The sequence below is a fragment of the Brevibacterium sp. CCUG 69071 genome, from assembly GCF_021023135.1.
GTDB lineage: Bacteria > Actinomycetota > Actinomycetes > Actinomycetales > Brevibacteriaceae > Brevibacterium.
The window spans coordinates 127233-144440 of sequence record NZ_PGFV01000006.1; the positions used below are offsets into that span (position 1 = coordinate 127233).

At 63.6% G+C, this 17208-nt stretch carries 27 protein-coding genes and 1 tRNA gene; 20 read left to right on the forward strand and 8 right to left on the reverse strand.

The genetic code is table 11. The features are described from left to right. Window positions 1-148 precede the first annotated feature (148 nt). Both CV023_RS15820 and CV023_RS15825 read right to left on the reverse strand, forming a co-directional pair. On the reverse strand, window positions 149-670 hold the full coding sequence (locus CV023_RS15820) for a GNAT family N-acetyltransferase (protein ID WP_230747571.1): 522 nt from the start codon (window positions 668-670) through the stop codon (window positions 149-151). A 30-nt stretch (window positions 671-700) separates the two neighbouring features. Continuing rightward, entirely contained in the window at window positions 701-1435 is a 735-nt protein-coding gene (locus CV023_RS15825; RefSeq protein ID WP_230747573.1) for a lipoate--protein ligase family protein, read from the reverse strand. Window positions 1436-1550: 115 nt separating this feature from the next. Between CV023_RS15825 and tmk the strand changes: the two genes are divergently transcribed. Together tmk and CV023_RS15835 are read left to right on the forward strand one after the other, a co-directional pair. Continuing rightward, a complete protein-coding gene (gene tmk / locus CV023_RS15830) occupies window positions 1551-4361 on the forward strand; it encodes a dTMP kinase (RefSeq protein WP_230747574.1) in 2811 nt (936 codons plus the stop codon). A 1-nt stretch (window position 4362) separates the two neighbouring features. Beyond that, the gene (locus CV023_RS15835; protein ID WP_230747576.1) at window positions 4363-5520 is read left to right on the forward strand and encodes a DNA polymerase III subunit delta'; all 1158 of its coding nucleotides are present in this window, start codon (window positions 4363-4365) and stop codon (window positions 5518-5520) included. Between the two features lie 18 nt (window positions 5521-5538). On the opposite strand, the gene CV023_RS15840 is transcribed toward CV023_RS15835, so the two are convergent. Next, a complete protein-coding gene (locus CV023_RS15840) occupies window positions 5539-6645 on the reverse strand; it encodes a M20/M25/M40 family metallo-hydrolase (RefSeq protein ID WP_230747578.1) in 1107 nt (368 codons plus the stop codon). A gap of 180 nt (window positions 6646-6825) precedes the next feature. Here CV023_RS15840 and CV023_RS15845 point away from each other — a divergent pair. Further along, window positions 6826-6898 (forward strand) — tRNA-Thr (locus tag CV023_RS15845). A gap of 77 nt (window positions 6899-6975) precedes the next feature. On the opposite strand, the gene CV023_RS15850 is transcribed toward CV023_RS15845, so the two are convergent. The 5 genes from CV023_RS15850 to CV023_RS15870 form a co-directional block, all read right to left on the reverse strand. Beyond that, window positions 6976-8160 carry a site-specific integrase gene (locus CV023_RS15850; RefSeq protein WP_230747582.1) on the reverse strand — a complete coding sequence of 395 codons (1185 nt, stop codon included), beginning with the start codon at window positions 8158-8160 and terminating at the stop codon, window positions 6976-6978. 6 nt (window positions 8161-8166) lie between these two features. Continuing rightward, window positions 8167-8379, reverse strand: a complete 213-nt coding sequence (locus tag CV023_RS15855; protein ID WP_230747583.1) for a DUF3263 domain-containing protein — start codon at window positions 8377-8379, stop codon at window positions 8167-8169. Further along, complete coding sequence (locus tag CV023_RS15860; RefSeq protein ID WP_230747585.1) at window positions 8372-8668, reverse strand: ImmA/IrrE family metallo-endopeptidase; 297 nt, start codon at window positions 8666-8668, stop codon at window positions 8372-8374. Before CV023_RS15860 ends, CV023_RS15855 begins: the two co-directional genes overlap by 8 nt. Window positions 8669-8816: 148 nt before the next feature. Next, window positions 8817-9125 (reverse strand): hypothetical protein, encoded by a 309-nt coding sequence (locus tag CV023_RS15865; RefSeq protein WP_230747586.1) that lies wholly within the window; start codon window positions 9123-9125, stop codon window positions 8817-8819. Window positions 9126-9145: 20 nt separating this feature from the next. Continuing rightward, a complete protein-coding gene (locus tag CV023_RS15870; RefSeq protein ID WP_230747589.1) occupies window positions 9146-9751 on the reverse strand; it encodes a hypothetical protein in 606 nt (201 codons plus the stop codon). Window positions 9752-9867: 116 nt separating this feature from the next. Here CV023_RS15870 and CV023_RS15875 point away from each other — a divergent pair, with 116 nt between their 5' ends. The 17 genes from CV023_RS15875 to CV023_RS15955 all read left to right on the forward strand — a co-directional run bounded on the left by CV023_RS15875 (window position 9868) and on the right by CV023_RS15955 (window position 16984). After that, window positions 9868-10170 (forward strand): helix-turn-helix transcriptional regulator, encoded by a 303-nt coding sequence (locus tag CV023_RS15875; RefSeq protein WP_230747591.1) that lies wholly within the window; start codon window positions 9868-9870, stop codon window positions 10168-10170. A gap of 78 nt (window positions 10171-10248) precedes the next feature. Next, a complete protein-coding gene (locus CV023_RS15880) occupies window positions 10249-11043 on the forward strand; it encodes a Rha family transcriptional regulator (protein ID WP_230747594.1) in 795 nt (264 codons plus the stop codon). Continuing rightward, entirely contained in the window at window positions 11040-11426 is a 387-nt protein-coding gene (locus CV023_RS15885; protein WP_230747599.1) for a hypothetical protein, read from the forward strand. Before CV023_RS15880 ends, CV023_RS15885 begins: the two co-directional genes overlap by 4 nt. Then, a complete protein-coding gene (locus CV023_RS15890) occupies window positions 11423-11707 on the forward strand; it encodes a hypothetical protein (RefSeq protein WP_230747601.1) in 285 nt (94 codons plus the stop codon). Before CV023_RS15885 ends, CV023_RS15890 begins: the two co-directional genes overlap by 4 nt. Next, window positions 11704-12090, forward strand: coding sequence for a hypothetical protein (locus tag CV023_RS15895; protein WP_230747603.1), 387 nt, complete (start codon window positions 11704-11706; stop codon window positions 12088-12090). The genes CV023_RS15890 and CV023_RS15895 overlap by 4 nt, the downstream gene beginning before the upstream one ends. Continuing rightward, window positions 12077-12364, forward strand: a complete 288-nt coding sequence (locus tag CV023_RS15900) for a hypothetical protein (protein WP_230747604.1) — start codon at window positions 12077-12079, stop codon at window positions 12362-12364. Before CV023_RS15895 ends, CV023_RS15900 begins: the two co-directional genes overlap by 14 nt. Next, window positions 12361-12546, forward strand: a complete 186-nt coding sequence (locus tag CV023_RS15905) for a hypothetical protein (protein WP_230747606.1) — start codon at window positions 12361-12363, stop codon at window positions 12544-12546. The genes CV023_RS15900 and CV023_RS15905 overlap by 4 nt, the downstream gene beginning before the upstream one ends. Then, window positions 12543-12734, forward strand: a complete 192-nt coding sequence (locus tag CV023_RS15910; RefSeq protein ID WP_230747607.1) for a helix-turn-helix domain-containing protein — start codon at window positions 12543-12545, stop codon at window positions 12732-12734. The genes CV023_RS15905 and CV023_RS15910 overlap by 4 nt, the downstream gene beginning before the upstream one ends. After that, the gene (locus CV023_RS15915; protein WP_230747609.1) at window positions 12731-12946 is read left to right on the forward strand and encodes a hypothetical protein; all 216 of its coding nucleotides are present in this window, start codon (window positions 12731-12733) and stop codon (window positions 12944-12946) included. The genes CV023_RS15910 and CV023_RS15915 overlap by 4 nt, the downstream gene beginning before the upstream one ends. After that, entirely contained in the window at window positions 12943-13311 is a 369-nt protein-coding gene (locus CV023_RS15920; RefSeq protein WP_230747611.1) for a hypothetical protein, read from the forward strand. The genes CV023_RS15915 and CV023_RS15920 overlap by 4 nt, the downstream gene beginning before the upstream one ends. Next, entirely contained in the window at window positions 13308-13475 is a 168-nt protein-coding gene (locus CV023_RS15925) for a hypothetical protein (RefSeq protein WP_230747612.1), read from the forward strand. The genes CV023_RS15920 and CV023_RS15925 overlap by 4 nt, the downstream gene beginning before the upstream one ends. After that, entirely contained in the window at window positions 13472-14500 is a 1029-nt protein-coding gene (locus tag CV023_RS15930) for a YqaJ viral recombinase family nuclease (protein WP_230747621.1), read from the forward strand. The genes CV023_RS15925 and CV023_RS15930 overlap by 4 nt, the downstream gene beginning before the upstream one ends. 2 nt (window positions 14501-14502) lie before the next feature. Continuing rightward, window positions 14503-15378, forward strand: coding sequence for a RecT family recombinase (locus tag CV023_RS15935; RefSeq protein ID WP_230747623.1), 876 nt, complete (start codon window positions 14503-14505; stop codon window positions 15376-15378). Continuing rightward, window positions 15378-15875 (forward strand): single-stranded DNA-binding protein, encoded by a 498-nt coding sequence (locus CV023_RS15940; RefSeq protein WP_230747625.1) that lies wholly within the window; start codon window positions 15378-15380, stop codon window positions 15873-15875. The genes CV023_RS15935 and CV023_RS15940 overlap by 1 nt, the downstream gene beginning before the upstream one ends. Next, window positions 15853-16434: an HNH endonuclease signature motif containing protein gene (locus CV023_RS15945; RefSeq protein WP_230747627.1), complete on the forward strand. Its 582-nt coding sequence runs from the start codon at window positions 15853-15855 to the stop codon at window positions 16432-16434. Before CV023_RS15940 ends, CV023_RS15945 begins: the two co-directional genes overlap by 23 nt. Then, window positions 16431-16805 carry a WhiB family transcriptional regulator gene (locus tag CV023_RS15950; protein WP_230747629.1) on the forward strand — a complete coding sequence of 125 codons (375 nt, stop codon included), beginning with the start codon at window positions 16431-16433 and terminating at the stop codon, window positions 16803-16805. Before CV023_RS15945 ends, CV023_RS15950 begins: the two co-directional genes overlap by 4 nt. Further along, window positions 16802-16984 carry a hypothetical protein gene (locus CV023_RS15955; protein ID WP_230747631.1) on the forward strand — a complete coding sequence of 61 codons (183 nt, stop codon included), beginning with the start codon at window positions 16802-16804 and terminating at the stop codon, window positions 16982-16984. Before CV023_RS15950 ends, CV023_RS15955 begins: the two co-directional genes overlap by 4 nt. The last annotated feature ends 224 nt before the right edge of the window (window positions 16985-17208 follow it).

The window sequence follows — 17208 nt, forward strand, 5'->3', positions numbered from 1 at the left end:
GTCCGCAACTCGGCAGCGCCTCCGTGGCTCGCGTGGCTCGGCAGCGCACGGGCGCCCGGGCAGCGCGTTGATAACCCGGCAGCGCGCCCGCAGCGGGACCCACGAGCTCGCCCTCCTGAGTGAGCAGAGGCAAGCTCGAGGCCTGAGCTCAGACCTCGCCCGAATCAGCTCCGGCCGCCCCAGCGGAAGTCCGCGCGAACTCCTCAAGAGCATCCCCGTCGAGGCGGTAGGTCTCCCATTCGTCCTGGGCCTTCGCGCCCAGTGACTCGTAGAACCCGATCGAGGGAGTGTTCCACTTGAGCACGCACCATTCGAGTCGGGTGTAGCCTCGGTCCCGGCACAGCTGCGCCAGCCGGCCGAGCAGCGCCTTGCCGGCACCGCCGCCTCGGTGCTCCGGGTCGACGAAGAGATCTTCGAGCCAGATCCCGTTCTTCCCCGTCCAGGTGGAGAACGAATGGAACCAGATGGCGATGCCGATGATCGCACCCTCCGCCTCGGCGACGTGACCGTAGGTGTTCGGATGCCCATCGGCAGGGAACATCACGGCCGCGAAGTCATCTTCGGTGGCCTCGACAGCCTCGGGTTCCTTCTCGTATTCGGCCAGCCCGTGGACGAGGCGGAGGATGGCGGGCAGATCCTCCCGGGTCGCTTCACGTACGGTCACGCTCATGTGTCTGCCTTCCTCGTTGTCTCCGGCTCTTCAGAGCCGGTGCTTGTCCACATAGTCCGGTACGGCCGCGAGCTCCGCGGGATTCGGGGACTCCGGCGCGAGCGGGTGGGCGTTCGCATAGTAGGCGGCGAACGCCTCGGCGACGGCATCGGTCCTGACCTCGGGATGAACCTCACTGATCGACCCTCCCGTCGCCGGGTCCCAATCGACGCCGAGCGCCGCTTCGACGTCGGTGAGAACGGCCCGGATCGGATCCGGGTCCTCGACGATGATGGAGGAAGAGAACAGCCACGCGCCCGAGACCACGCGCTGCGCGGTTCCGATGGCCTTGATCCGTCCGGCGACGTTGACGCTGTGCTCGCCGGGGCAGTATTCGCCGGGAATCTCGCCGAGGCGAGCGTCGATGCCGATCGACCGCAGCACCTCGACATAGTCGTCACCGAAGGCGGAGAATCGGGCGGTCGTGTTCGTGATGAAGGAATCACTGGGTTCGATGTGGTCGATGACCAGTGACCCCCGATGGTAGGCGGCAGCTCGCCCGCCGAGGCTGCGCAGAGCAGGCGTGAAACCGTGGTCCCGGGCCGCTTCGATCGCGGTGGGGAAGCCGGGCAGGAACCGATCCCGAGCTCCGAAGGCCAAGGTCGGAGCGGGCCGGTAGATCCGCAGGGTCGCCCCGCGCGCCCCGGTCTTGACCGAATCGAGCAGGACCCGGGCAAAGGCGAGCTCCTCGAGCGGATCCAAGCCCTCGGCGGCGACGCTCGTCATGGCCGTATTCTCACTGTGCACGCACACAAGAGTAGAGGATCGGGATCGGTTGCAGGAGATCGGACCGGGTTCCAAGAGATATGTCAGTCGGTACAGATAGTGTAGGGACGTGAGCATGTTGACGACTACAGGACATCGACTTCCCGGAGCCCCTGGCCGGCTGGTCACCGAGACCGCAGCGTGGGGCGCCCTCATCGCCCTCGTTGCGATCAGCTACATCGTGGCTGGCACGAGCGGATTCTTCGCCACCGTCGGCGGACGAGCCTTCACCGCCACGGCCGAATCGCTCGGCGCGGGCGGATTCGACAACCAGCAGGGAAGCCTGTCTCTGCTCATCGTCTTCGTACTCTCCTGCACCGGACTCTTCATTCCCAGCAAGGTCTTCGCGACCAAGGCGCCGGCGATCCGCAAGACGGCGCTGAGCGTGGCCGCGGTCATCGAGGCCGCCCTGCTCATCGTCCTCAGCCTCGCCCCGAGCGCCTGGCTGACCTGGGTCGCCGCACTGTTCCTCGGGGGAGTGGTGGGCCTGCTCATGAGCATCAGCCCATTCACGAACGAGAAGCCCTGGCGCCGAGTCGGAATCCCGGCGACCGTGCTCGTCTTCCTCTCCTGCGTCTTCCAGATCCTCGGCGGAGCCGCCGCCGGAACCCGGGCATTGGGCTGGGTGAGCCTGCTGGTTGGCATCGGCATGGCCGTCGGCGCCGTCATCGTATTCCTCACCCCCGAACGCGCGCTCCACGCCGAAACCGCGACGACAGGCTCCTTCCCCTCCCTCAAGGCCCGCGTCGCCCGACCGGCTGCGAGCATCGCCAACCCGTGGGTGTGCATCGCCCTGTTCGCCGTCCTCGGCACGACGTTCATGTTGGCTCAACCCACCGCTGTCGAACACAACTTCGGGCAGGCAGGGTATGCGCTCATCATCGCCTGCTGCCTGATCGGCTGGGCGATCGGCTTCGAGATGGGGCCGACCTTCGCACCCGGCATGTCGAGGCCACGCGTGTCGACCTTCGCGCTGCTCGTCTCCGGTGTCCTGCTCGTCGCCACCGGAGCCATCAACGAACTCTCCGGCAAGGTCGTGCTCTCGGCCGCCATCGCCTTCCTCGTCGGAATCGGCGTGCGATCGCAGCCCTATGACTTCTCACGTCGGATCGGCGCAGTGGCCGGCGCGGGGCTGGCTCTGATCATCAATGCGCTCGACCTCGGCGGAGTCGTCGATGTGGCTTCGACCGCCGATTGGCTGCTCGCCCCCAGCGATGTCGCCTTCATCATCATCGGCGTGGCCGCTCTCATCGCCGGCATCATCGGCCTCTTCGTCTTCGACCCGCACAAACTGCAGGGACTCTCGGTCGATATCGTCCACGGATTCCGTCCGCCGAGCAACGCCGAGAGCTCCGCCGGTGGCCTAGGGACCTCCGCCGAGCGCCTCGGCGCCGGTTTCTTCATCGCCATCGAAGGCGGGGACGGATCGGGTAAGAGCACCCAGATCAAGCGGATCTCCCGCGCCCTGGCCGACGAAGGCCACAATGTCGAGGCCACCCGTGAGCCCGGCGGGACCGAGCTGGGTCGACAGATCCGTTCTGTGCTCTTCGACTCGGAGAAGCCCAGTGCCCGCACCGAGGCGCTGCTCTTCGCCGCTGACCGGGCCCACCATGTGACCTCGTTGGTCGACCCGAGCCTCGATGCCGGGAACATCGTCGTCACCGACCGCTACATCGATTCGACGGTGGCCTACCAGGCTGCCGGCCGCAACTTCGATCCGAAGACGATCCTGGCCCTGAGCAGGTGGGCCACGCAGGGCCTCGTCCCGCACCTGACCATTGTCCTCGACATCGACCCGGAGGTCGCTGCCGAGCGGATGGGCAAACGCGCAGAAAGCAACTACCTCGACGAGGAGAACCAGCAGTTCCACCAGCGCGTGCGACAGACCTATCTGACACGCGCCCACAAGGAACCCGACCGCTATGTCGTCCTCGACGCCTCGGTCAGTCCCGATGAACTGACCGCGGAGATCCTCACCGCGATCCACGCCCGCCTGCCCGATGAGTTGAGCACACGCTCGGGTGCGGCGGCCGGTGCCGTGGCCGCCGGTGCCGGTGCGGCAACAGTTGCACCGCCTGCCGAGAAGACCTCCGACACCGAGGCGGCTCCCACATCCGCTTCCGAGTCGGCGTCCGACGACAGCGCCGAGGCGGCAGAGGAGTCCGAGTCCGACTCAGTCGCCGCGCGTGGAGCCGAAGGCGACTCTGAAGCCGGATCCGGTCACGGTTCGACCGCCGATGAATGGACTTCACCTGCGGACGAAGACGACGACACGCCCCCCGAACCCGGCACCCGGTTCGTCCCCGTCACCGGCGACCGCTTCCGGCCAGGAGCCGTCTCCGACGAAGAGGTCGCGGATTCCGAGCATTTCCCGATCGAACGCGTCGACCTCGGCGCCGACCTGCGCGACCCTGAGGCTAATGAGAGTCCGGCCTTCCCCGCCGGTGACGCCGAGGCAGACCCGGTGGATTCGGACCTGCCGGCCGCCGCTGTCGACGATGCGGATCGGAGCGACTCGGATGTCCGAGCCGATTCGAGCTCTGCGCGGGAAGATTCCTCGGATGAAGACGCCGCGACAACGGTCCTGCCCGCACAGCGGTTCACGCCGAGCGCACCTGCAGCAGGGGACGACGATGACGATGACAGCGTTCCCACGAACGTCATCGACACACGTTCTGCAGAGGAAGCCGAAACACGTGTGGTCAAGCAGGTCGACCACAGTTCGGATGATGATGCAGAGACCACGGTGCTGCCCGCACTCAGTGCTCGGGCGATGAGCCGTGAGCGGCTGCATGCGCAGGCGGAGATCGAACGTCAGGCGCGGGAGCGACTCCGCCGCCAGCGCGAGCGCAACAACCGTCGCTTCACCAACCCGGAGGATTCCTGAGGTGAGTGTCTTCGACGAACTCGTCGGTCAGTATGATGTGGTCACGCAGCTCGAATACGCGCTGCGCTCACCGGCGGCGATGACCCATGCATGGCTGTTCACCGGTCCTCCCGGGTCAGGACGATCGAACGCGGCTCGTGCCTTCGCGGCCGCGCTGATCGCCGGGGGAGAGGAGAACACCGAGGTGACCGCGCGGGTGCTGGCCGGTCATCATGAGTCCCTGACGATCATGTCGACCCAGAAGTCGGTGATCTCGATAGATGAGGTCCGCGAGCTCGTGTCCAAGGCGCAGTCCGCCCCGGTCAACTCCGCTTGGCGGGTCGTCATCATCGAAGACGCCGATCGGATGATGGAGCGCACGGCCAACGTTCTGCTCAAGGCCATCGAGGAGCCGCCTCCGGCGACGGTGTGGCTACTGTGTGCCCCGAGTCCGATCGACGTGCTCACGACGATCCGGTCACGGTGTCGACCGGTGCGTCTGCGCATTCCGTCTCGGGATGCCGTGGCGCAGCTGCTGATGGAGCGCGACAGTGTCGGTGAGGACAAAGCGCGGTGGGCCGCCGCGGTCGCACAGAACCATATCGGTCGGGCCAAGTACCTGGCCCTGAACGAATCGGCCGGAGCTGAGCGCAAAGCGATTCTTGCCATTCCCGGCAAGCTCACCTCGGTGGGGGCGACGATTCGTCTGGCCGGTCGCATCGTCGATGAGGCGGCCGAGACGGCGAAGTCGCGGGTCGAGGCCCGCAATGCCGCCGAACGCAGCGAGCTGATGACGACCCTGGGCATCGAGGGGGAGAAGACGGTCCCGCCATCGGCACGGGCGCAGATCAGGAAGCTCGAGGAAGAGCAGAAGCGTCGTTCGGTGCGGGCCCGCAATGATGAGCTCGACCGCATCTTCCTTGAGCTGATGAGCCTCTACCGCGACATCCTCATGTATCAGCTGGGAATGCGCGAGGGGTGGATCAACGCCGGAGAGGATGATCTCATCGCCGAGCAGGGAAATCGCGACGGAGCGGATACGACGCTTCTGCGCATCGATGCCATCACCGAGGCCAGGCGACGGCTGCAGACGAACATGTCGCCGGTCCTCATCGTCGAATCGGCATTTGTGCTGCTGTCGAATCCCTGGCTGCAGGAGGACCGCAGCGAAGCGCTCTGAGTCTCAGGCTCTTAAGTCTCAGGCTTCTGCGACTCGGTCTTCGTCGAGGAGTTCGCCGACGAGTGCGGCGGTGAGTTCGACCCGGCGAGGGATCCAGATCTGCTGGGCGTGCTCGGTGCGGGCGTGGGAGCCGCCGCCGACTGTGCCCAGTCCGTCCAAGGTCGGGGTCCCGACGCCGGCGGTGAAGTTCCCGTCCGAACCGCCGCCCACGGCGACCGAGCGCAGCGGAGGATGGCCTAGTTCTCCGCTCAGTCGTTGCGCCCGGGCGTAGAGTCCCATCGCCATCTTCTCTTCCAAAGGCGCGCGGTTGATCCCGCCCTTGAGTTCGATCTTCGCACCGGCGACCGTCGGCTGCAGGGCGCGGAGGGCCCCGTCGATGCGTTCCTGTTCGGCCACCGCGGCGGCACGGGAGTCGATGCCCACGACCGCCTTGGCCGGAACGGTGTTCGTCGTCGATCCGCTGTGCATGACCGTGGGGACGACCGAGGTACCCACTGAGGGATCGTGCAGGGCGGCGATGGCCACCACCTGGTTAGCGACCTCGATCGTGGCGTTGATTCCCTTCTCGGGCTCGACTCCGGCGTGCGAGGCCAGACCTGTGACCTCGAGCGAATAGATGGCGACACCCTTGCGGGCGATCTTGACCGCGCCGTCCGGTGCGCCGCTCTCGAAGACCAGGGCCGCTGTGGCACCTCGCGCTTCGTCCTCGATGATCGTCCGCGAGCCGGGGGAGCCGAGTTCTTCGTCGGCGGTGATGAGGATGCTGATGCCGTCGAGGTTGCCGCGCTCGTTGCGCAGCTGAGCCATGGCGTAGAGGGCGATGAGCAGACCGCCCTTCATGTCGTCTGCTCCGGGGCCGCGCACGATTCCGTCGTGGACGGAGTAGGGGAATTCGGAGAGCGTACCGCTCGGCCAGACGGTGTCATGGTGGCCGACCAGCACGACCTCCCGGGGGCCGGTGCCGAAGCGCCAGAGCACGTGCCGGTGCGAGTCGGTTTCGATGATCTGGGGTGCCGCCCCGAGCAGTCCGGTGCCGATGCGGGAGACGAGTTGGGCGCTGCGGGCCAGAGCTGAAGGGTCGTGGGAGAAAGACTCACATTCGATGAGCGCTCGGAAATCACTCATGAAGTCATTCGAGTCGAACTCGACCACGTACGTCACCCTTTTCAGTTGCGGAAAACCTGTCCCGTCAAGACTAACTGGTCGTGATCGGGACGAGTCGCTCGACGTCCCCGCGGGGACGGTGTGGGGGTCCTCTCATCGTTTTGACCACCGGTGCAGAAGTTGGCTAAAGTTAGGTCGGTTGCCGCCTTAGCTCAGTCGGCAGAGCGATTCACTCGTAATGAATAGGTCGCGGGTTCGATTCCCGCAGGCGGCTCGGCAACTCCCCTCTCACCAGGCTAAACAGTCTGGGGGAGGGGATTTTTTCATGCCCGGCACCCGGTGATAATGCGGTTACGATGCGCTTTGCAACCACTCATCGAGCACACCCACAACCCCAGTGGGACCGATGTTGAGCCTCTGCACGTAGTGCTTCGCCGTCACCCCAACCTCGGAATGCCCGAGCTGCTGGGACGCATTGTCCAGCCCGTCTGCCGTGTAGATCGTCGTCGCCACGGTCTTGCGGATCGTCTTCGGTGTCACCCAGTCGAGCTTCGCGATCTTCCGCACCTGCCGGAAATGTGCACGGTAATTCGACGGGTCACGCCATGTCCCAGTCTCGGATGCGAACACCGCTCCCGCTTCCGTCTCAGCCCGGAACTCCCGGGCCTCAAACTGACGGCGCAGAGCCTCGACCGCAATCGACGGCAGGTAGAGGACACGCTTCGAGGTCTCCGACTTCGGCGCCGGCTGGTACTGCATGCCACCACCATCTGCGCCCAGTGTCACGGTGCCCATGACGGAGACTGTCGGGGGAGTGGCTTCGAGGTCGACGTCGTCCCAGCGGATGCCGAGGAGCTCACCGATGCGCACACCGGTTCCGAGCATGACGTCGATGCTGTCGGCGATCTCGCGGCGGACGGGTTTGTTCGCGGTCACGGGCGTCGCCTCCCATGTTCGGGCCGCGGTGCGGAGGCGCTGGACTTCCTTGGCAGTCATGGCGCGCACCTCCTGCGGTTGCTCCTTCACCGTGGAGATCCCGAGGGCGGGATTCGTGGTCAGGGCGTCGAGGCGGACGGCGTCTGCGAAGATCCTGCGCAGCACGGAACGGGACTGTTTCGCCGTCGTCTGCCCGTGAGCGTCACTGATGCGACCCACACCCTTTTCAAGGCGGCCCGTCGTGCATTCGGTGAGCCTGAGCATCCCGAGCTCGGCGCGGATCCACTTCACCGATGCCCGGTATGTGCGCACCGTCGATGCTGGCGGGTTCGATGATTCGCGCCAGCGGGTGAACCAGTCGTCGGCGAAGGATCCGACGGTCATAGAGCCGGAGACTTCACCACCGATCGTCTGCTCTCGCATCTCCGTGAGGTGTTCGAGGAGCGCGTTGCGTGCGGCCTCCTTCGTCTGTCCGGTGCGGAACCGCGGGACGGTCTTGCCGTTCGCGAGGCGGAAGCGTGCCGTGGCTCTATAGTTCCCGCGTTTGCCGGAGATGCTGATGTTGCCCCATGCGCCCACGGGGATGGGTATGCGTGCCATTGGTCGTCACTTCTCTCTGCGATCGCGGATCCTCCGCAGACGGTTGATGATCACCGGTTCCATCCATGCTGCTTCTGGATCGTCGAGGAGCCGGTTGAGGATCTGGAAGTAGGTGGTGGCGGAGAACCCGAACCGTTCGCGTATCGCATGGTCCTTAGTGCCCCCGTACTTCGGGTACTTGCGTTCGAGGTCGAGGACTTGCCTGCCGAGGTCATCCACGGGCTGCTCCGATCAGTGCGAGCAGGGCCCGCTCGTTGGGGTGGAGGAACCGCAGACGGTCCTCCAGGACTTCGGGTGTCACCCACAGTTCGTCTGCGGCCTCGTGGGCGTTGTGGGCCCACCGGAACGCATCGACCAGGGCATCCCAGTCGATGAGCTTCTGGGCCGCGTACCGGCGTGCAGCGTTCTCTTCCGCCACTGTGGTCTTCTCCGTGTGGCCGAGATCGATGTGCGCGAGCTCGTGAGCGAGCGTGCACCGGCGTTCGACTTGGAGTAGGTCGGGTTCCATCCAGATCGCAGAGCTGCCGTCTGTGGCTCCACGCATTCCTGGCGGTAGGTCACGCCACGACAGTGTGACGTTCTCACGCGAACGAAGATCGCGCCAAGGATGATGTGTCATGGATCTGACCATAGTCAGACCCACGGACACGACACGCTTAGTCGTCGATCCTGTCGAACACGTGAGTCCTGGCTATCTCATGGCCCTCCGAGTGGGAGAGCTTGTACCCGCGAGCCGCTGCGCCTTTCACCAGGACGTCGTAACCGAGCTTCGAGTCCCTTGGCGTATGAACTACTGTCGGGGAGCCATCGAAAACTCGATCGAGGATGGCGTCAGCGTTCGACTCGTCCTTCTTTCGCTGGTTTTCTCCGGACGTGAACATGCCGAAGCCGATGAACGCGGCAAGTATGGGTAGGCCGATGAAGAAGATGACGCCCAGGATGAGGAGGAAGATGATGATTTCCATGGGCGAATCCTATCTGTAGTTCAGTGATCTGGCGATGTGTCTTCTCTTGCGCGTCGCTCGGCGTCCGATTCGCCGGCGTCGGCCGCTAGTCCGAGGATCTCGGCGAGCGGGGTTTCGTCTGCGTCGCGTTGCCGACGGTCGGCATCTTCCAATTCGTCCGCCGTCGGCCCGTCCTCTTCTGCCGGCTTCCCGCCGGCTTCACTCATGGGGGTGGCTTCGACATCGCCGTCACCTGCTTTCTTCTGTCTAGCCATCACCCTGACGAGTTCGGTGATCGCTCGCCGCTCGTCAAGGCTCAGGGTGTCTGCTTCCGGTGGGAGCTCGAACCGGTCGGCAGTCGGCGCTTGGCCGGCTGCTTTGCGGATCTTGTTCACATCGGTTCCGAAGACCGCGGCGAATGCCCGAAGGACTCGGTCGGAAGGTTCGGACGGGTGTGTGCCGTTGAGATACTTCCCCACGGCCCCGTTGCTCACCTTCATCCCGGCCTTCTCGCTACGCCGTTCAATCTCCCGAGTGGACCATTCCTGTGTGTTGAGTCGATTCAGGAGATCGGACAATGCGGTCATGGCAACACCTTCGGCTAGATACAGGGCGAAAACAAGCCTAGCCGTGAACGGTGTGTTCACAAATAACAACGGTGTAATTCGCTAGAACTAGGCGGCGTATAGAAACTTTCGGAATGGGCTTGAACAACAGCGTTCAAATGTGTAGTGTGTAGAACACAGCAAGCAGGGAGGTGAAAATGCAGAGTAAGCAGCCAGAGGTGCGGGTGCAGCAGGGGAATCTGAAGCTCGTCTACGACATGCGCGGGTACGAAAGCTACCGTCAATTGGCGAAGGATGCAGGCGTGAGCGTCGGAACCATCGGGAACCTCATGACCGACAATCCAGCGACCCGGCGAACCACGTGCACGTCCAAGACGGCCATGAAGATCGCAAAGGCCCTCAACGTGAAACCCGAGCAAATTTTTTTCTTCGAACTGTGTACTGTGACGCGAGCAGAGTGCGCCCCGAGCTATCCAGCAGGAACACTGCGGGCCGCTTAGGAGGCCGACATGCAACAGGACAAAGAGAAAGCCCCCAGCAGTGGAGTGCTGAGGGCAATGACAAAGGAGTAGCACCAAATGTCTAACAACCAGAATACCAGCCTCGTCCAGATCGTCGATGGCGTTCCGTTCACTACGTCAGAGATCGTGGCCGAGCACGCCGGAGTCAGTCATCAGGCGACGCTCAAGCTCATTGAAACTCACCGTGAGGTGATGGAATCCGAGTTCGGGCAGGTCGGATTTGAGTTCCGACCTGGGTACAACGGCTCGCAGGTGCGGTTCGCTCGCCTCACCGATGAACAGTCTTCATTCCTTCTCACGCTCACCCGGAACACGGAGAAGGTTGTTGCGTTCAAGGCCAGTCTCGTGAAAGCCTTCGCCGAGGCAACGAAGTCGAACGTCGTAGCTCTCCCGTCCCGCGCTGCTCTCGCGCAGATGGTTCTCGACGCCGAGAAGGAAATCGAGGCGGCGAAGATGCAGATCGAGCTCGACGCCCCGAAGGTCCGGTATCACGAGAAGTTCGTCGCCGAGATGGACGACGTGATGACGATCGACATGTTCGCGACCGACTGGGGGTCGACCGGCCCGAAGGTACGTGAACTTCTCCGCACCAAGGGGATAGCCGTTCGCCGCCTTCTCGGTCGCCGCTGGTCGAAGTCCAAGCAACAGATGATCGACGTCCATGAATGGCGCCCGCGTCAGGGGAAACTGTTCTCCGACTGGTTCGTGGTTCGGCCTCACCACGATGCCCCCCGGCACCACAACGGGCAGGTCCGAACGACCATGTACCTTCTGCGCTTCCACTCCGAAGACCTCGCGGTCAAGCTCGGCCTCACCGAACCGGCGATGTTCGATGGCGGTGACGCAGCATGACCACACCAACCCCACTCGACGCGCTCAAATCCGTCTGCCTTCCGGGCATTGACCAGCTCGACTACATCACCGAGCAGTTCATCATCGCATTCGATATCGACGAAGACGAGGACCTGATCGCGATGCTCGACAACATCAAAGAGTCGATGCACAAGGCACTGCAATCGCAGGTCACCTACCGTCTCGCGCCACCGATCATCGAGGGCACCGAGGCCTACCCGCACTCGAACACCTACGAAGCGGCGCGGATTTACTCGGACGGATCGCCCGTCTACAGCGACGAACCGTGCACGGTCCCCATGAAAGACGAGAACGGGATGACTCACCTGGTTCAGTCCACCCGACGCGTGTTCAAGCCGCTGCCAACAGGCGGTGCGGCATGACCACGACACTCGTTGCCTTCGACTGCGGGGCCGGTATCTGCCTTGAGGGTCGAACAGTCAACTCGATCATCATTGACCACCTCAAAGAGTGCCCAGAGTGCTATCGGCTGGATCAGGCTCTCGACAACCGCAACGAAGGGCTCTCCACCGTGGCCACCATGGGCGACCGCGACGCCAAGTGGCTGAACAAGCACGAAGGCGATGACGACTTCCCTCTCGAGATCTCCGGCGACGCTATCGCCACCTACAACCACAAGCACGAAGAAAAGGACGCATCATGAGCAACATCAACGAAGACATCAACAGCACCATCACCAGCGCAGTCAATAGCCGTGTCGAAGCGGCAGTGCTCGAAGCGATCAACAGCGGCGACACGATGAAGAACTTCGTCCACGCCGCCCTGAACACCAAGGTCAGCACAACCGGATACAGCCGCGAGGAGAAGCCGCTCATCACGCACCTCGTGCAGACGACCGTGCAGGAGCAGGCGAAGCAGGTCGTGGCCGAAGAGATCAAGAAGGCCGAGACGCAGATCCGCGAGGAAGTGCGGAAGGCGCTGCAGGAGTCCATCGGCATCATCTCAGACAGCCTCGTGGACGGCTTCGTCTCCAACGCACAGGGCCGATACCCGTCGATCGAGGTGAACTTCCGTGACAACCGATGACGAGACGGACCACTTCACAGCCAGTGACGTAAGGGCGTGGCGCAGAGGCAACTGGTACCTCGTGAGCCTTGACGGGAAGTTGATCTACAAGCGGTACTCACGGGATCGAGCGTTCACGCATGCGGCAGTCATCTTCCGGGGCAATAGGTCGCCTGACTATCCGAAGCAGCTGAGGCATCTCGACCACGTTGAGCTCGTCGGCGACTGGCGCTGGAAAACGCACTGGACTCGCAATCATCTCGTCGCACCGATCGAAGAGAGGTCCGACTCATGACTCGCCAGGGCAAGTTCCTCCTCACGGCCACCGCGCTCGTCGTTGTGGGTCTCGCGACTCTCATCGTCACCGGCGCTTTCCAGTACACGACGGACCGGAACCACCACCGCCAATCCACCACCGTCACCAACGACCACGTCACCAACTTCCCGTGGTCCCTACTCCCGGAGGACAAGCAATGAAGGGCATCGATCTCACCGAGTACTTCACCGCCGCGGAAGTCGCCGAGAAGCTCAAGTGCACACCCAAGCACGTGAACACGCTCCGCAAACGTGACGGTCTCCCCGCGCATCCACTCGGCGGTATCTGGCGCTACCACCCCGCCGAGGTCAAAGCCTGGATCGCGAAACAGGAAAGGAAAGCAGCATGATGCTCATCCACGTAGGAACGATCACCGCGAACTACTGCACCGACAGCTTCGTCCACGTCGAAGTCCGCACCGTCAACGGCAAGTCCGTGGACATCACCCTCCCCGCCGGCACTGAGGAGCAGTTCCTCAACGACCTCGAGGACGCGCTCGTGGAGATGCGAGACGCGAAAGACAAGGGCGCTGCTTTCCGACTTGATCGAGGTGCGGCATGAGACGCGATCGCCTTAACCCGAGGACGAACGAGCCCTACGGGAACTGCAAGGACTGCGAAGCAGTATTCGAGGCCAAGAGTGACATGTACGCCCACCTCGAAGAGTCCTCTAAGAACGCCCCGAGGGACGTCCACGGGACCAGGCGTCGTCACCGCGGCCAAGTCACTAACCCCACCCGAGAGGAGCGGATTGAGCGAGAAGTGGGATACGCGATCGAGTCTGCGACCTACGATTTCTGCTCCAAGATGGACGACCTCATTCTCGACGGACAGGTGACCGAGCAGGAAGTCAAGGAGGCGCTTCGCTACCACGATGACTTCGCCGAAGCCTGGGACGAGTCGATGTACGGCGGTGACGGCGAATGAACCTCACTCGTTTCCTCCTCGGACTCGTCATCGCCCTCGCGGGCCTCGCCCTCATCAGCGCCTCGGCCGGAACCGTCAACGGCGGCTTCATCTTCGGCGCACCCACCCTCATCATCGGCGGGCTCCTCATGAGCCTCGCACCCAAGAAAAGGACACAGAAATGACCACGAAACCCGACTACCGCGTCCCGAACGCGAAACTCATCCTCGCCGTCGACGCCGACCGCAAAGACTGGCTGATCACCCGCACGTTGGGCTGTGGAGGGTCCGACGTTGCCGTCGTCGCGGGAGGCGCCCGATACGAAGGCACCAGCCCCTTCACCATCTGGCAGGACAAGACCAGCGACGAACCTCCAGTCGAGGGCGACAAGGACATCTTCTGGTTCGGCAACGAATCCGAAGACATGCTTTCCCGCCGTTTCACCGCCGACACCGGCATCGAAACACGCAGGTGCGGCACCTACCAGGAGAAAGCCAACACCTGGGCGCTAGCGAACCCCGACCGCCTCACAGCCGACGGCGGAATCCTCGAGATCAAAACCACGAGCAGCTTCACCGACAACGGGAAGAACTACCTCGCCGGCATCATCCCCGAATCCCATGCGGCCCAGCTCACCTGGTACATGCTCGTCACCGGCCGCCACAAGGGATACATCATCGCCCTCGTTGACCGGAAGCCCATCATCCTCGAGCTCGAGTATGACGAGGACTGGGCACATGTGCTCTTCGTGAAGACCTGGGAGTTCTGGCAGTACGTCGAGTCGAAGACTCCGCCGCCCGTGGAGCTCGACACCGCAACCGCCTCGGAACTGTCGAGCCGCTACCCGCAGGTGGTCGACCCGGAGTCCGCTGTCGAGGTCATCGACCCCGAAGTTGAGGAAGCCCTCGACGTGCTGATCGCTGTCAAGGAACAGGAGACGGAGATCAAGACTGCGAAGGCCGACGCGGAGAAGAAGCTCAAGGCCGCGATCGGCGACAAGGAGTTCCTGACCCTCAACGGCAGGCCGATAGCCAAATGGTCGAACGTCGCTGGCCGCCGCACCTTCAATCAGGCCGCGGTCATCGAGAAGCTCGCCGCCGACAGGGGCGTCGAGGCTACGAAACAGAACCTCGACCAGATCAAGAACGAATTCACCACCCAAGGGGAGCCGGCACGACGGTTCACCCTCATCACAGAAAAGGCAGCATGACCATGAGCAACGAAATCCAGCACAGCGGATCCACCCTCGCCGTCCACCAGGACCAGCAGTTCTGGACCGACCAGCAGATGGCCGCGCTACAGCAGCTCGGCGTGGCAACGAACTCGCAGGGCGATCTGGCGGTGTTCTTCCACCAGGCTCAGAAGTCCGGACTCGACCCGTTCAAGCGCGAGATCTACATGATCACCCGCAAAGGTAAGCCGACCATCCAGACCGGCATCGACGGCTTCTACAAGATCGCTGACCGAGTGACCACGCGGACTCGTGGCACCTGGGGCATCTCGGAGACGTACTGGTGCGGAGCAGATGGCCAGTGGGTCGATGTGTGGCTCCAGCAGGGACCGCCCGCCGCAGCGAAGGTCATCGTCGAGCGCAACGGCTCAAAGTTCACGACCGTCGCACTCACGTCCGAGTACACGGCCACCGGTCCGATGTGGCAAAAGATGCCGGCCAGGATGATCGCGAAGTGCGCGGAGGCTCTGGCGATCCGCAAGGCGTTCCCGGAAGACCTCAGCGGACTCTACACGTCCGACGAAATGGCTCAGGCCGACAACAACCAGCAGGCCGCGAACCGTGCGCCCCAGCAGGCTCGCACCACGCGACGACCTCAGCAGCAGGTGCAATCCGCGCCGTCACCGGAACCGTCCGGTCGGAACTGGGAGGCCGAACTCGACGACTGCGCCACCGCCCAGGACGTGCGGAACCTCTGGAAGGCGTGCGCGACTGCGGGTGAACTCACCGACGAACTGAAGTCCACCTTCCAGGCCGCCGGCACCGCCCTCACGACCGCGGAAAACACGACGGAAGAGGAAGTGGTCGATGGGGTCCTCGTCGACGAAAACGGCGAGATCCAGGGAGAGGCAGCCTGATGGCAGATGCACGAGTAACCATCGAAGGCGGAATCGTCGCCGACCCGCGGTTCAACACCACCAACAGCGGCAAGCACGTCGCGAACCTCACGATCCGCGCCGGCAGGTCGAAGAAAAACGACGACGGCTCATACGAGCAGCTGTCATCCACGGCCTACGACGTCACGTTCTGGGGCGAACACGCTGACCTCGTGAGCGCGTTGAATCCCGAGAAGGGTTCGCAGGTGACCGTGTCTGGCACCATCACCGAACTCGCATCGTATGACGGGCAGAACGGGCAGTCTCTGTCCGCGAAGGTCAACGGCGACGGGATCCGCGTCTACCCGAAGCGGCAGCAGGGCGGAGGCGTCGGCCAGCAGTCCAGTGGCGGCAACTTTGGCGGCCACCAGTCCCAGCAAGGCGGTTGGGGCAACCAGCAGCAGACCCAGCAGTCTAGTGGCTGGGGGCAGAACCCATCGCAAGGAGGTGGGGGCGATGGCTCGGAACCGCCGTTTTAGTCGAACCGGAGCCGACTCTACCGACAACTGGAACCGCGGCGTCATTCCTCAGCGCGTGATGGACCGGGCTCACGAGAAGATCGTTCGATCCATGAACGGTTGCTGGATCAGCACCTACTCGACCGCTAGCCACGGTTACGCCCAGGTTGGGTGGCAAAGCAAGGCCGATGGGCGCGGCATGGTTCTCGCGCACAGGGCTGTCTGGGAAAAGTTCAATGGCCCAGTGCCGATCGGGATGACACTCGATCATCTCTGTCGTGAGAAGCGGTGCGTGAATCCTGCACACCTTCGGTTACTCGAGAATTTCGAGAACGGACGCCGCACACATGGGGCGAACTGGAAGCTCGGTGAATGCGCAAACGGCCACCCGAATTCGATGCTCGCTGAGGATCCACACCGCAAGGACAAGGCGGGAAACCTGCGGAGCGGGAAGCGGTGCGCCGGCTGCAGGAAGCTCCACCAGGCCCGCAACAACTGGCGCACACGCCACCCGGGCGAGCCGATACCGGAAGTCTTACTCCTGGCGTCTGAGCGTCGTGAATTGGGAGCAGCAGCATGAGCGACGATCGTTACGGCGAGGACTGGGAGGGTGCGATCTGCGCTCAGGTGGGTGCGGAGGTGGCGGATGGCATGTTCTTCGCCACCGACCGCACCCGGGTCGCCCAGGCTGTGGCGCTCTGTTGGGAGTGTCCACTGAGGGCAATTTGCGCACGAACCTCCCTCGAGGAAGAAGCACAAACCCCGGTGGATATGAGGTTCGGGATCCGTGGCGGTCTCACACCCGAGCAGCGCGCCCGACTGCAACCGAACCGGATCTGCCCGGACTGCGGGTCACCGATCGTCACCCGCGCCAAACACTGCGAAGACGACCAGGTGGAGCACCTGCGCACCTACCACCGGGACTACCGACGAGAAAGGCGGGCGGCATGAGATCGCGACCCGCACACCTGCACATCGTCAAGGACGGGCCCGGGGATTGGGGCGTGTACGTCGTCGTCGATGACGGGCGGTGGAAGATCGCCACCGAATGCACCGCCGAAGAAGCCCGAACCGTGGCCGTGCAGAAAATCGCGGCCAGGCAACCACGAGAGCTCGAGGTCACAGGATGAGTTTGGTCGAGGGGCAGCTCAGCATCTTCGATGAACTTGCCGAGCTCGAGGGAGCGAAGGCGCCGGCATGGTCTCCGGCGGAGATTGACGGCGAATGCGATCACTGCGGGGCGCTGGTGTCATCCCGGAACCCCATGGACAGGGTAAACCACGGTCGCATGGACGGCACTTGCACTTCTCGGGCGCTCTCGCGAATCCACGCATTGACCTCACTGCGAAGCCTT

Bases quoted from the DNA above. Each gene is read 5' to 3' on its own strand.
- CV023_RS15890 (WP_230747601.1), top strand. From the start codon at position 11,423: ATGACCACGACACTCGTTGCCTTCGACTGCGGGGCCGGTATCTGCCTT.
- CV023_RS15905 (WP_230747606.1), top strand. From the start codon at position 12,361: ATGACTCGCCAGGGCAAGTTCCTCCTCACGGCCACCGCGCTCGTCGTT.
- CV023_RS15825 (WP_230747573.1), bottom strand. From the start codon at position 1,435: ATGACGAGCGTCGCCGCCGAGGGCTTGGATCCGCTCGAGGAGCTCGCC.
- CV023_RS15865 (WP_230747586.1), bottom strand. From the start codon at position 9,125: ATGGAAATCATCATCTTCCTCCTCATCCTGGGCGTCATCTTCTTCATC.
- CV023_RS15925 (WP_230747612.1), top strand. From the start codon at position 13,308: ATGAACCTCACTCGTTTCCTCCTCGGACTCGTCATCGCCCTCGCGGGC.
- CV023_RS15910 (WP_230747607.1), top strand. From the start codon at position 12,543: ATGAAGGGCATCGATCTCACCGAGTACTTCACCGCCGCGGAAGTCGCC.
- CV023_RS15915 (WP_230747609.1), top strand. From the start codon at position 12,731: ATGATGCTCATCCACGTAGGAACGATCACCGCGAACTACTGCACCGAC.
- CV023_RS15950 (WP_230747629.1), top strand. From the start codon at position 16,431: ATGAGCGACGATCGTTACGGCGAGGACTGGGAGGGTGCGATCTGCGCT.
- CV023_RS15945 (WP_230747627.1), top strand. From the start codon at position 15,853: ATGGCTCGGAACCGCCGTTTTAGTCGAACCGGAGCCGACTCTACCGAC.
- CV023_RS15935 (WP_230747623.1), top strand. From the start codon at position 14,503: ATGAGCAACGAAATCCAGCACAGCGGATCCACCCTCGCCGTCCACCAG.
- CV023_RS15920 (WP_230747611.1), top strand. From the start codon at position 12,943: ATGAGACGCGATCGCCTTAACCCGAGGACGAACGAGCCCTACGGGAAC.
- CV023_RS15930 (WP_230747621.1), top strand. From the start codon at position 13,472: ATGACCACGAAACCCGACTACCGCGTCCCGAACGCGAAACTCATCCTC.
- CV023_RS15875 (WP_230747591.1), top strand. From the start codon at position 9,868: ATGCAGAGTAAGCAGCCAGAGGTGCGGGTGCAGCAGGGGAATCTGAAG.
- CV023_RS15885 (WP_230747599.1), top strand. From the start codon at position 11,040: ATGACCACACCAACCCCACTCGACGCGCTCAAATCCGTCTGCCTTCCG.
- CV023_RS15850 (WP_230747582.1), bottom strand. From the start codon at position 8,160: ATGGCACGCATACCCATCCCCGTGGGCGCATGGGGCAACATCAGCATC.
- tmk (WP_230747574.1), top strand. From the start codon at position 1,551: ATGTTGACGACTACAGGACATCGACTTCCCGGAGCCCCTGGCCGGCTG.
- CV023_RS15820 (WP_230747571.1), bottom strand. From the start codon at position 670: ATGAGCGTGACCGTACGTGAAGCGACCCGGGAGGATCTGCCCGCCATC.
- CV023_RS15840 (WP_230747578.1), bottom strand. From the start codon at position 6,645: ATGAGTGATTTCCGAGCGCTCATCGAATGTGAGTCTTTCTCCCACGAC.
- CV023_RS15860 (WP_230747585.1), bottom strand. From the start codon at position 8,668: ATGGAACCCGACCTACTCCAAGTCGAACGCCGGTGCACGCTCGCTCAC.
- CV023_RS15895 (WP_230747603.1), top strand. From the start codon at position 11,704: ATGAGCAACATCAACGAAGACATCAACAGCACCATCACCAGCGCAGTC.
- CV023_RS15955 (WP_230747631.1), top strand. From the start codon at position 16,802: ATGAGATCGCGACCCGCACACCTGCACATCGTCAAGGACGGGCCCGGG.
- CV023_RS15880 (WP_230747594.1), top strand. From the start codon at position 10,249: ATGTCTAACAACCAGAATACCAGCCTCGTCCAGATCGTCGATGGCGTT.
- CV023_RS15940 (WP_230747625.1), top strand. From the start codon at position 15,378: ATGGCAGATGCACGAGTAACCATCGAAGGCGGAATCGTCGCCGACCCG.